Origin of the sequence: Paenibacillus phocaeensis, assembly GCF_900021165.1 — a bacterium.
In the GTDB taxonomy this organism is placed as follows: Bacteria; Bacillota; Bacilli; order Paenibacillales; family Paenibacillaceae; genus Fontibacillus; species Fontibacillus phocaensis.
In genome coordinates this window covers 261,678-274,083 of the sequence record NZ_FCOQ01000034.1, presented here as the reverse complement: position 1 = coordinate 274,083, position 12,406 = coordinate 261,678, and the positions used below count along the sequence as shown (strand labels likewise).

The following is a 12,406-nucleotide window of genomic DNA, read 5'->3' as shown; positions in this document are numbered from 1 at the left end:
GCCCCAGAATGAGCGCGAAATGCTGCAATTTGTGCAACAAAAGTAGCCTGTTTGGCCTGAATTCCCGAAAAATCCTGCAGAGAATGCAACATTTCCGCTCTGAACAGGCCAAAAGCCGCAAAAATGGTGCATAAAATGCAACATTTACCCGTTCACACTGCGCTCAGTCTAGTGGTGGTTCATCCGCCCCTGCCGTTTGCCGGAAATGTTGCATTTCCGGCAACATTTCCGGGCCGTTGCCCCAGAATGAGCGCGAAATGCTGCAATTTGTGCAACAAAAGTAGCCTGTTTGGCCTGAATTCTCGAAAAATCCTGCAGAGAATGCAACATTTCCGCTCTGAACAGGCCAAAAGCCGCAAAATGGTGCATAAAATGCAACATTTACCCGTTCACACTGCGCTCAGTCTAGTGGTGGTTCATCCGCCCCTGCCGTTTGCCGGAAATGTTGCATTTCCGGCAACATTTCCGGGCGTCGCCCCAGAATGAGCACGAAATGCTGCAATTTGTGCAACAAAAGTAGCCTGTTTGGCCTGAATTCCCGAAAAATGCTGCAGAGAATGCAACATTTCCGCTCTGAACAGGCCAAAAGCCGCAAAAATGGTGCATAAAATGCAACATTTGCCGAATAGGTGAGGTTCATTTCAGCAGAGGTGAGCGAACCGGTTAACAAGATGAGAAGGTTTAGTTCGAGCACACGCGGACCAGACTAGCCAACCTCGGACATTTACACACACGCACCAACTCCGCACCAGGCACCATCCCCACCGCACACGCTCCACGCACATGCCCGCCGCATGCACCATCCGCACATCCGTACAGAGCTCCACCCCCACAACACACATTACTCGCCCACCTGCGTTACTTGCACGCACACGCTGCACCCGCACCCGCGCCAACTCCGCATCACGCACCACCCTCTCCACATACGCTCCACGCACATGCCCGCCGCATGCACCATCCGCACATCCGTACAGAGCCCCACCCCCGCAACACATATTACTCGCCCACCCGCGCTACTTGCACGACACACGCTGCACCCGCACCCGCGCCAACTCCGCATCACGCACCACCCTCTCCACATACGCTCCACGCACATGCCCGCCGCATGCACCATCCGCACACCCGTGCAGCCCCACCCCCACAGCACATATTACTCGCCCCCCCGCGCTACTTGCACGACACACGCTGCACCCGCACCCGCGCCAACTCCGCATCACGCACCATCCCCACCGCACACGCTCCACGCACACACCCGTCGCATGCACCATCCGCACACCCGTGCAGCCCCACCCCCACAGCACATATTACTCGCCCACCCGTGCTACTTGCACGACACACGCTGCACCCGCACACGCGCCAACTCCGCACCACCCGCACCGTACACACTACTCGCACCACCCATGCTACATGCACTCCAACACGCACCCACCAAACCCTTATTCCCCATACAACCGCTCGTCAGCCTGTCCGTCCCAGCCGGAATATTTATCCAAACGCAAGGATACAATGGGAAGGGCACAGCTAGGACCTATAAAACAAACAAAAAAATTTGTACAAAGGAACTTGAAATCTACTCGCAACTTGAGTAATATAAAAGTGGTTGTTAGCACTTGAGTAGATCGAGTGCTAATACATATGACAAACATCTACCCATAACACCACATATTTAAAGGAGGCTGTTTTTTCATGATCAAACCTTTAGGTGAACGCGTACTCGTGCAACCGATCGAGCAAGAGGAGACAACGGCATTTGGCATCGTGCTTCCAGACACGGCCAAAGAAAAACCGCAGGAAGGTAAAGTCATCGCCGTTGGCAGCGGAACTTTGAAAGATGGCGTCCGCGTTCCGTTGGAAGTGAAAGAAGGCGACCGCGTTCTTTTCTCCAAATATGCTGGCACTGAAGTGAAATATGAAGGCAAAGAATATTTGATTATGAAAGAAAGCGACATCCACGCCATCATCGGCTAAACCGCCGAAGGGCAATTGAGAGCAAAGAACGAACACACAACTATTATGGGAGGTAATTGAACAATGGCAAAAGAGATCAAATTCAGTGAAGACGCCCGCCACGCTATGCTTCGTGGGGTTGACGCTTTGGCAAACGCAGTAAAAGTAACGCTCGGTCCGAAAGGCCGCAACGTTGTGCTGGAGAAGAAATTTGGCAGCCCGCTCATCACGAATGACGGCGTAACGATCGCGAAGGAAATCGAACTGGAGAACGCTTTTGAAAACATGGGCGCCCAGCTCGTTAAAGAAGTAGCTACCAAAACGAACGACGTAGCAGGTGACGGTACGACAACCGCAACGGTTCTGGCGCAAGCGCTGATCCGCGAAGGCTTGAAGAACGTTACAGCCGGCGCTAGCCCCATCGGCCTGCGCAAAGGGATCGACAAAGCGGTTCGCGCGGCTGTCGCTGAACTGAAGAGCATCTCCAAAGCAATCGAAGGCAAACAATCGATCGCTCAAGTTGCCGCGATCTCCGCTGCGGACGAAGAAGTAGGCGAATTGATCGCCGAAGCCATGGAAAAAGTGGGCAAAGACGGCGTTATCACCGTCGAAGAATCCCGCGGTTTCGCTACCGAGCTTGAAGTGGTTGAAGGGATGCAATTCGACCGCGGTTATGTATCTCCTTACATGATTACCGATACGGACAAAATGGAAGCCGTACTCGATAACCCCTATATCCTGATCACCGACAAGAAGATCAGCAGCACACAAGAAATCCTGCCGCTTCTGGAGAAAATCGTACAACAATCCAGACCGCTGCTCATCATCGCTGAAGATATCGAAGGCGAAGCGCAAGCGATGCTGATCGTCAACAAGCTGCGCGGCACGTTCAACGCGGTAGCCGTTAAAGCTCCTGGCTTCGGCGACCGTCGCGAAGCGATGCTGCAAGACATCGCCGCTTTGACTGGCGGCCAAGTGATCACCGAGAAACTCGGTCTTGATCTGAAGAGCACGACGGTAGATCAACTCGGTAACGCGCGTCAAGTTATCGTTACGAAAGAAAACACGACGATCGTAGACGGCAGCGGCGACAAAGCCGATATCAACGCTCGTGTGAACCAAATCCGTGCGCAACTGGAAGAAACTACTTCCGAGTTCGACAAAGAAAAACTGCAAGAGCGTCTGGCTAAACTGGCTGGCGGCGTAGCGGTGATCAAAGTCGGTGCGGCAACGGAAACCGAACTGAAAGAGCGCAAACTGCGCATCGAAGACGCGCTGAACGCAACGCGTGCAGCTGTTGAAGAAGGAATTGTATCCGGCGGCGGCGTTGCCCTCGTGAACGTATATAGTGCAGTAGCTGGCGTTGAAGCAACCGGCGACGAAAAAACCGGCGTCAACATCGTGCTTCGCGCTCTGGAAGAGCCGGTTCGCACGATTGCAGCGAACGCGGGCGAAGAAGGTTCCGTTATCGTGGATCGTCTGAAGAAAGAAAAAGTCGGCATCGGCTACAACGCCGCTACCGGCGAATGGGTGAACATGATCGAAGCGGGTATCGTTGACCCGGCGAAAGTAACCCGTTCCGCATTGCAACATGCGGCATCCGTTGCAGGTCTGTTCCTGACGACCGAAGCGGTCATCGCCGACAAACCGGAACCGGAAAAACCAGCCGCTCCAGACATGGGCGGAATGGGCGGTATGATGTAAGATAGGCTGTCAAGCCGATCTTTATAAAGATTTCGCGACAACAGCAGGGGTCTCTCCTAAGTTCATCGAACTTTGGGGAGGCCTCTTTGCTTTTTTATAGCGCAGATTACAGCTAGGTCTCGGCCGGCAAAAATAACCCCTTTCTCAAACTGGCCTGGACTTGCAGCTTGCAACTTAATCCCCACCAACCAAGTTATAAAACCTAATGCCACGATCAGGTAACCTAACCACCGCATTCGCATTCGCATTCGCAAGTACAATTCCCCCTTCAAGTTGATGTTAAAATAAGTAAAACATAGAATCGTTTTCTTATCTTCGCATGTCGTCAATTTGTAGTTTAAATGGCACGAAAACTCATTATAATGGCTATAAAAGTGGTGTAATCTGTCTATGTTGTCGTATAATTTAAGTCAAATGGCCAAGGAGGCTACTTACGAATGATTCGGATCGGCAAAATCAGTTATTGGCATGTCCATGCGGAAGATTACACGAAGCAGGCACTGGAGCATCCCGAGACGGAACTCGCCGCGATCTGGGATGAACTTCCCGAGCGCGGGCAGGCCAAAGCGGCGCAATACGGAGTGCCGTATTACGCCTCGCTCGACGAGATGCTGGCGCAGGACGACATCGACGCTGTCATCGTAGACGCGCCAACGAATTTGCATCGCGACGTTATGGTGAAGGCGGCGCAGGCCGGTAAGCACATTTTTACGGAGAAGGTCATTGCCCCAACGGCGAAGGAAGTCGCGGATATTCTCGCTGCGGTCCGGAAAGCGGGGGTGAAGCTGATGGTTTCCCTGCCGCGCCTGTACGACGGTTATACGCAAACGATCGATCGCGTACTCCAGGCCGGCAAGCTCGGCAGGCTAACCATGGCGCGGGTTCGTCTGTCGCATAACGGAGCGACCGCGAACTGGCTGCCCGCGCATTTCTTCTCCAAGGAGCAGTGCGGCGGAGGTGCCCTCATTGACCTGGGCTGCCATCCGATGTATCTAGTCCGGCGTTTCCTGGGGATGCCGGAGAGTGTCAGCGCGAATTTCGGCTATGTGACGGGCAAGGAAGTTGAAGATAATGCGGTCGCCGTGCTGCGTTATGCGGAAGGTGCGCTGGGCATCGTCGAAGCAGGTTTCGTGAACAGCCACTCGCCGTTCTCCATTGAGCTTCACGGAACCGAAGGCACGCTGCTGTACGGGTTCCCGGATGAGGTTCCCGTTGTTCGTTACAACGGCGGGAGCGGACAATGGGAGAAGCTGGAGCTGGAGGACAGAGTGCCTTATGCGTTCAGCCAATGGGTAGAGCATATCAAGCAAGGTACCGAGGCGACGGAGAATATCGCGGCGGCGGTTGATCTGACCAGACTTATGGAAGCTTCGAATCGCTCGGCGGCGGAAGGCCGGCCGATCCGGATCGACGAGCTGGCGGAATAGCGGATGACTCCAGGAAAGGGAGGGATCAAGATGCGGGCGGATCATCGCGAACCGACGGGGAAGAAGCCGGCGGACCGTAGAGCGGCCGGAAGCGCAAGCCCTTTTCCGTACGCCAGAATGGCGGAACGGCAGGATGCGCTCGACCGGCTAGAGCTGCAATTCCGCTGGGGAGGTTTCGGAATTCGCGTGCTGCGCTGCCATCTGGCCTCGTTTCCTCCTGGACATATCATTCATTTTCACAAGCACTCGGGTTATGAGTTTCATTATATTCCGAAAGGCAAGGGCAAAGTGATTCTCGTCGACCAGGCGTACGATCTCCACGAGGGCATGTTCTATTTGACCGGGCCGGATCTGGTGCATTATCAGGAATCGGACCCGGAGGATCCGATGTATGAGCTTTGCCTTCATCTGGAGATTGAGCCGCTGGCGGCGGATGCCGAACTCGGCGGCTGGGGAGACGAGTTGGAGGCGGCGGAGGCGAGGGAATGCCTTACCTCGTTGGATCGTTTGCCGATCGCACCGGTCGTTGACCGGTTCCATGCGATGAGCGGGTTTCTGGAGGCGTACCGTATTTTGGAGGAGCAGCCCATCGGCTTCTACACGCTGCTGAAGCAGGAAATCGTGCAGATTTTGCTGCGTACCGTTCGCGTGCTGGACCGGGCTAACGACAGAACGGGGATTCCGGAACGGGATATGAGCTTCCATCGTTACAAGTTGGCCACGCAATATATTCGGGATAACGAGAGCATGCCGATCTCGCTGGAGCAGGTTGCCGAGGCGATCGGGACCAGTCCCCGCCAGCTTCAGCGTATCTTCCGCAGTGAAGGGCGGACGACATTCCGCGATTATTTGGAGCATACGCGGCTGACGGCGATCTGTTCGGACCTGCTCCTTACGGACAAAGCGATCGAGGAGATCGCCATTGCCCACGGTTACGCGAATCCCAATTATCTGTATCCGGTATTCAAGAGCAAATACGAAGTGACGCCAAGCACATACCGCAAAATGCATGCGGGAGAGCATTCGGCGCCCCATTCCAAACGAAAGAAGGAAGCGAGTAGATGAGCAAACATGTACGCATCGGCATTATTGGAAGCGGTGGAATCGCCAAAGCCCACGTATCGGCTTACCGCAAGCTTCCATTCGTAGAGATCGTGGCCGTTGCCGACGTCATTCCCGGCAAAGCCGCGGATTTCGTGGAGGCGCTGCAATTAGACGGAGCGGCAGCCTATGACGGCCACCGGAAGCTGCTCGAGCAAGAGCTGGATGCCGTCAGCATTTGTACGCCAAACGTCTCGCATCATGTAACGACGGTTGATTCGCTTAAGGCCGGCAAGCAAGTGCTGCTGGAGAAGCCGATGTCCGTCACTTTGGCGGAGGCGCTCGAGATGACGCAAGTCGCCCGCGACACCGGCAACATGTTGACGATTGGGTTCCAGCCTCGCTATGACCCGAATATGAAGCTGCTGCAGGAAATCGTACAATCCGAGCGGTTGGGCAAGGTTTATTACGCCGAGACGGGCGGCGGCCGTCGGCGCGGTATGCCGGGCGGCACATTTATCAGCAAGAAGCTGGCCGGAGCCGGGGCAATGGCGGACATCGGCTGCTATTCGCTGGACATGGCGCTGAATACGTTAGGTTATCCCCGCCCGCTCACCGTATCTGCGTTCACGTCGAACCATTTCGGCCGCAACCCGCTCTACCATCCCGAAGCGTCCCGATTCGAGGTGGAGGACTTCGGCGTGGCGATGGTCCGCTTTGAGAACGATCTGGTGCTGCAGTTCAAAATCTCCTGGGCGATGCACATGGATACGTTAGGCGCAACGATGTTCCTCGGTACCGACGGGGGACTTAAAATCACGCCGGCAGGCAGCGGTCCGTGGTCCGGCGTATGGGACGGCGCGATCGGTTCGATCACGCTGTACCATGATGAATACGGCCGCAACACCCAGACGCCGATTCCGCTCATTGAGCACAAGCTGAACCTGTTCGACGAGAAGGTCCGGGATTTTGCTGAAGCAGTTCGCGACGGACGTCCCGCTCCGATTCCCGGCGAGCAGATTCTGATTCAGCAGGCGATCATCGACGGCGTATTGCGTTCCGCGGAATCAGGCCGCGAGGTGTCGGTGGAATTGCCGCGAAATGATTAAACATCCATCCATAGGCATGCTTGATCGAAACGGTCCCTGCTCCTTCCGGCAGGGGCCGTTTGCTAGTAAGAGAAGAAGATCACCCCGAAGGAATCGAGCTGCCTGTGCGCTGCATGAACTCCCGCGGCGAGATGCCTTCCACTTTTTTGAACACTTTGCTGAAATAAAAGGCGCTTTCATATCCGAGCTTCTGCGAAATCTCGTAGATCCGGCCTTCACCGCGAACCATCATTTCCTTGGCGGCGGCGATTTTGGTCTCCGTGACGTATTCCACGAAATTGATTTTGGCGGTTTTGGAGAAAAGATGGCTGAGGTAATTCGGACTAAAGTTGAACACGTCGGCGACTTGGTTCAGGGAAAGCTTGCGGCTCAGATTCCGTTTGACGTAATCCTGCACGTTCCGGACGATTTGTTCCTTGTAGCTCTGCTTGCGCGACGACAGGATCTCACAGCACCCATCCCGGAATTGAACCAGCCAGTCGATGACGCCCTGGGTCGTTTGCTTCTTATAGATCGCGCGGTAGCCCTCCGGCTCGTTCTCGAAAATTTGCTCGACTACGTTCTCGCCGTCCGCCAGCAAGGAGGTGGCCATGTACAAAATATTGCAGGCCGCATCGGTGGCCGGGACTAGGAGCTCGGGCCTGCCGTCGAACCGGTCGATCACATTCGTGATCATGGCGTACAATGCGCCGGTATCCAGCTCCTCGAAGGCGCGGCGGATGTCCGAACGGGATACGGAAACGTCTTCCGCCGGGGAAGCGAGCTCGGCTGCGTTGCTTTGGGCAAAAAAGACGAAGGATTGCTGGTCAAGCGCCATCGGCAGCGCCCGGCGGGCGGCCAGGTAGCTTGCGTGCAGCAAATAAGGGTCTTCCACGGCGTAACCGGCAGCGCCGATAATGTTCACGTTGAAATAGGAGTGGAGCACGGCGGCCATATTATGAAGCAGCCCTTCGATCTCCGGCATCCAGCGCTGCGGGTCTTTATCGGCAAGGGGCAGCACGATGGCGAAATTCCGCAGATCCAGGCTGGTGACGAAGCAAGGCCGCACCGACGCCAGCGTCTCCTTGGCCATCTGCACCGTGCTGGTGCATAAAGCAACCAGCTTATCGCCGCGTGGGGGGACGCTGTCCGGCCCTTGAATCCGGCAGGTGCAGACCAGATAGGCGGGAGCCGAGAGATCCAGCTCGAGATCGTCCCTTTGCAGGAGGTATTGGTGCTTGTTCTCGAACAGCTGGTTAAACAGGCGGATAAAGAACTTATCCCGCAGCGCATGCAGATTGCTGCGATAGAGCATGTTGGGATAGCTCTCCACGGTTTTGTAATCCTCCAGCAGGGTGACGGCTTTCCTCACGGATTCGGCGAGCTTCTGCGGCGTCAGTTCGAGCTTGACCAGGTAATCCGCCGCCTGCAGATGGATCGCGCTGCGCGCGTATTCAAATTCCTCGTAGCTCGTCAGGAAGATGAACAGCGGTATCCGCCCATACTTGCCGCGAACGGATTCGGCGACCTGCAAGCCGGTTTTGACCGGCATTTTGATGTCGGTAATCACGAGGTCGGGACGCAAAACCTCGATCATCTCCTCGGCCTGGGCTCCGTTATGGGCGATGCCGACGATCTCGATTTGATAATCCTCCCATTTCAGCATCGATTGTAGGCCGATGCAGACCAGCGCCTCATCATCGGCGATCAGCAATTTCATCATAGCATCACTTCCTTGCGTGGTTTACGTTAGCGAAAGGCTGAAGGACGGAGTTCGTTCACCTTTTCCGGCAGGGCAATAACAGGTTCATTCTCGTATATTGGCCGAGCTCGCTTTCGATGGAAAGGCCGTAACGCTCCCCGAAGGTCAGGCGCAAACGGTCATGTACACTGCGCAGACCGACATTTTCGAACAGGCCTTTGGATCCCGGCTCCTGCCGGGACAAGATGGCGGCGATCTGTTCCTCGCTCATCCCGACCCCGTTATCCTCAATCGTGATCCGCATGTCGTAACCGCCGCTTTTGGCCACGGACACGGTAATTTCTCCCCGCCCTTTCGGTTCGATCCCGTGGAAAATCGCATTCTCCACCAGCGGCTGCAGCGTGAAGCGGGGAATCAGGCCGGAGAGCAGCTCCTCGTCTTCAATGTGCTGGATCATCGCAATCGTGCTGCCGTAACGATATTTCTGAATGAGGAAATAATCGTCCATCAAGCTGAGCTCCTCGCGCAGCGGGAGCAGTTTGCGATGATCCTTGGCGATACTGCGCAGCAGCCGCGACAAAGAGGTTGTCATTTCCGCGATGCCCGTGGCGTTCTGGAGCGTGGCCATCCATTTGATCGAATTCAGCGTGTTATAGAGGAAATGGGGACTAATCTGGCTTTGCAGCATCCGGTATTCCAGCTCCTGCTTCTGCTTCTCGTCCGCCACGCGGGAATCCATCAGCGTCAGGATATCGTGGGACAACCGGTTGATGCCTCGTCCCACGTCCCCCAGTTCGCTGTTCCACTCGATATTCCGATCGATCAGGAAATTGCCTTGGGCAATCTTGTCGATCCGCTTCCGCAATTTCTCCACGGGCAAGCTGATGGTCCGGGTTAAATAGAGCGTAATAAAGCCGCTTAATGCGATCACCAGCACGGATACGCCGATCATCAGCAGCAGCCAGGCGTTCAACTGCGGAGCGAATTGCTTCTCGTCCAGCGTCTGCGACAGCACCACGCCTTCCCGCACGGGATAAGACACGGAGATCCGGCGCTCGCCGTCCAGCTCCATCCACGCCAGCCGGGTCAGCGCCCCGGTGGCTTCTTTTTTGTCATACGGCGACATGGCGTAGGGACCGGAGAGCGGCTGGACCTTGTCCCCTTCGATCCGATACTTTCGGCTGCCCAGCGTGACCAGCAGTTCGGAGCCCTCCGGAAGGCTGTAGCCCTTCAGCTTGTCGGTAATCACGGAGGTGTTGGCCAGAAGGTAGACCGTCCCGATCCGGGCGCCGCGGTCTCCGTAGATCGGCAGCACGAACGGGATGCCGCTCGAACGGGATAACGGATCCTGGATCACTCGTTCCCAAGCTTCCTTCGCGTCGGCGGACAAACCGGGGAATTGACTGAGATTATGGATATTTAACGGAGCTGAAGCGCTTCCAAAATTATCGACCTGAAGAAACTTCGTTTGATGATCGGTGATGATCAGACGGCGCACGTAGCCGTAAGACCGATTGATCCCAAAGTCCTCCTGCATGGCCGAGAAGACGTTCAGCCCGTCCTTGGCGCTGGCGTCCGGCGAGGCGAAATAGTCCTGAATCAAGCGATTGGTCGGGGAATTCGTGCTGCTGGCCATAGCCAAGGTGGACAAGTTCATAAGATCCTGGTCAATGATGTGCGAGACGAGCTGCAGGTTGAATTCCGTCGCCTGAATCGTCGTTTTCCGCTGGAAATACGAGATCAGTTCATAGCTGAAGAAGGATAACATCCCCGCAATCAGCAAGGCAAACACGGTCATGATCAGGATGATGCGGCTTTTGATGGTGGCTTTTCTGGCGCTCGTGTCGATCACCTCGTCCGTAAGTAAGAATTCCGTTTTTGTAGACCGATATTATTTACAATAACATGACTTGGCTTCACAGGAAGCGGCAAGGGTCATAAACAACCATTTTTGCATCTTTTGCGTATGATTTTACAGCTTTCCGTCCGTTTCTTGAAGAAGCGAATAGAAAAGTGTAGGAAAAGAACGTAAAAATGTATGCCCTTTCATTTGAGGTTTCGTTACCATGAATCTAAGGATTCGGCCATGCCGATCCGGGAGTAGAATCCAGGAGGAAAAGGGGTTTGTACATGAGACGAAAGAAAATATTCGGGTTTACCTTGGCGGCGGTTCTGCTCGTAGGTCTGCTTGCCGGATGTTCCGGCAATAACGGAAATGCGGGCAAAACGGCGACGTCCGATTCTCAGACAACGAACAATTCTGCAACCGTTTCCAACGAGAAAAGCGACGAGCCCGTCACGCTGAAGTGGGCGTTATGGGACTGGGAAGCGACCGCCTATTATCAGCCTTTGATCGACGCTTATCAGAAAGACCATCCGAACGTAACCATCGAATACGTCGACTTGGGCTCCACCGACTATATGACGATGCTGAGCACGCAGCTCTCCGGCGGCGCGGACCTGGATGTCTTGACCATTAAGGATATTCCGGGCTATGCCAACCTGGTGAAGCAGAACCATCTGGAGCCGCTGAAGAACTTCATTGATTCCCAGAGCATCGATACTTCCCTCTACGGCGGAACCGTGGAGCAAATCCAAGTAAACGGCGACGTGTACGCGCTGCCTTTCCGCAGCGACTTCTGGATTGTCTACTACAACAAGGACTTGTTCGATAAAGCCGGGGTGCCTTATCCGACCAACGATATGACACTGGATCAATACGACGAGATCGCGAGAAAAATGACGTCCGGCAGCGGTGCGGAGAAAGTGTACGGCGCCCATTATCACACTTGGCGCAGCGCCGTGCAGCTATTCGGCATCCTGGACGGAAAGAACACCATCGTCGACGGGAAATACGCGTTCCTGAAGCCGGTGTACGAACGGATTCTGAAGCAGCAGGACGACGGCATCGTGATGGACTACGCCACGCTGAAAACCTCCAGCACTCACTATTCCGGCGTCTTCTACAATAACTCCGTTGCCATGATGAACATGGGCAGCTGGTTTATCGCCACGCAGATCGACAAGGTGAAGAGCGGCGAATCTCAAGCGACGAATTGGGGGATTGTGAAATATCCGCATCCGGACGGCGTAAAAGCCGGTACGACGCTGGGAACGATCACCTCCCTGGCCGTGAACCAAAAGTCGGCTAACAAAGAAGTCGCCTTGGACTTCCTGAAATTTGTGACGGGTGAAGAAGGGGCGGCGGTCATCGCATCCACCGGAACGATTCCGGCGATCAAAACGGATGAGGTCGTCAACTCCATCGCTTCCATCGACGGCTTCCCGACGGACGAGAACAGCAAAGCGGCTTTGACGACCGAAAGAACCTACCTGGAAATGCCGCTGCATGAGAAGAGCGCGGATATTGAAGTGATCCTGAACGAAGCACACGATAACATCATGACGAAAAATGCCACGATCGACGAAGGTCTGGCGGACATGGAGAAACGGGTTCAAGAGGCGCTCAATAACTAATCGCTGAACTCGCATTCGAT

The 12,406-nt window shown here is 55.0% G+C and carries 8 protein-coding genes; 6 read left to right on the top strand and 2 right to left on the bottom strand.

Translation table 11 applies throughout. The annotated features are described in order from the left end of the window. Window positions 1-1,686 precede the first annotated feature (1,686 nt). The 5 genes from groES (at window position 1,687) to BN3795_RS23140 (ending at window position 7,228) form a co-directional block, all read left to right on the top strand. Entirely contained in the window at window positions 1,687-1,968 is a 282-nt protein-coding gene (groES, locus tag BN3795_RS23165; protein WP_036625239.1) for a co-chaperone GroES, read from the top strand. Window positions 1,969-2,031: 63 nt separating this feature from the next. Further along, a complete protein-coding gene (gene groL / locus BN3795_RS23160; RefSeq protein ID WP_068787027.1) occupies window positions 2,032-3,651 on the top strand; it encodes a chaperonin GroEL in 1,620 nt (539 codons plus the stop codon). Window positions 3,652-4,088: 437 nt separating this feature from the next. Beyond that, on the top strand, window positions 4,089-5,078 hold the full coding sequence (locus tag BN3795_RS23150; RefSeq protein ID WP_068787025.1) for a Gfo/Idh/MocA family protein: 990 nt from the start codon (window positions 4,089-4,091) through the stop codon (window positions 5,076-5,078). Window positions 5,079-5,108: 30 nt separating this feature from the next. Next, on the top strand, window positions 5,109-6,143 hold the full coding sequence (locus tag BN3795_RS23145; protein WP_068787024.1) for an AraC family transcriptional regulator: 1,035 nt from the start codon (window positions 5,109-5,111) through the stop codon (window positions 6,141-6,143). After that, on the top strand, window positions 6,140-7,228 hold the full coding sequence (locus BN3795_RS23140; protein ID WP_068787023.1) for a Gfo/Idh/MocA family protein: 1,089 nt from the start codon (window positions 6,140-6,142) through the stop codon (window positions 7,226-7,228). The genes BN3795_RS23145 and BN3795_RS23140 overlap by 4 nt, the downstream gene beginning before the upstream one ends. Window positions 7,229-7,307: 79 nt before the next feature. Here the strand turns inward: BN3795_RS23140 and BN3795_RS23135 are convergent, their stop codons facing one another. Together BN3795_RS23135 and BN3795_RS23130 are read right to left on the bottom strand one after the other, a co-directional pair. After that, window positions 7,308-8,930 carry a response regulator transcription factor gene (locus BN3795_RS23135; protein WP_068787022.1) on the bottom strand — a complete coding sequence of 541 codons (1,623 nt, stop codon included), beginning with the start codon at window positions 8,928-8,930 and terminating at the stop codon, window positions 7,308-7,310. Between the two features lie 55 nt (window positions 8,931-8,985). Continuing rightward, window positions 8,986-10,761 (bottom strand): cache domain-containing sensor histidine kinase, encoded by a 1,776-nt coding sequence (locus BN3795_RS23130; RefSeq protein WP_068787021.1) that lies wholly within the window; start codon window positions 10,759-10,761, stop codon window positions 8,986-8,988. Between the two features lie 278 nt (window positions 10,762-11,039). Here BN3795_RS23130 and BN3795_RS23125 point away from each other — a divergent pair, with 278 nt between their 5' ends. Next, window positions 11,040-12,386 carry an ABC transporter substrate-binding protein gene (locus BN3795_RS23125; protein ID WP_068787046.1) on the top strand — a complete coding sequence of 449 codons (1,347 nt, stop codon included), beginning with the start codon at window positions 11,040-11,042 and terminating at the stop codon, window positions 12,384-12,386. Window positions 12,387-12,406 lie beyond the last annotated feature (20 nt).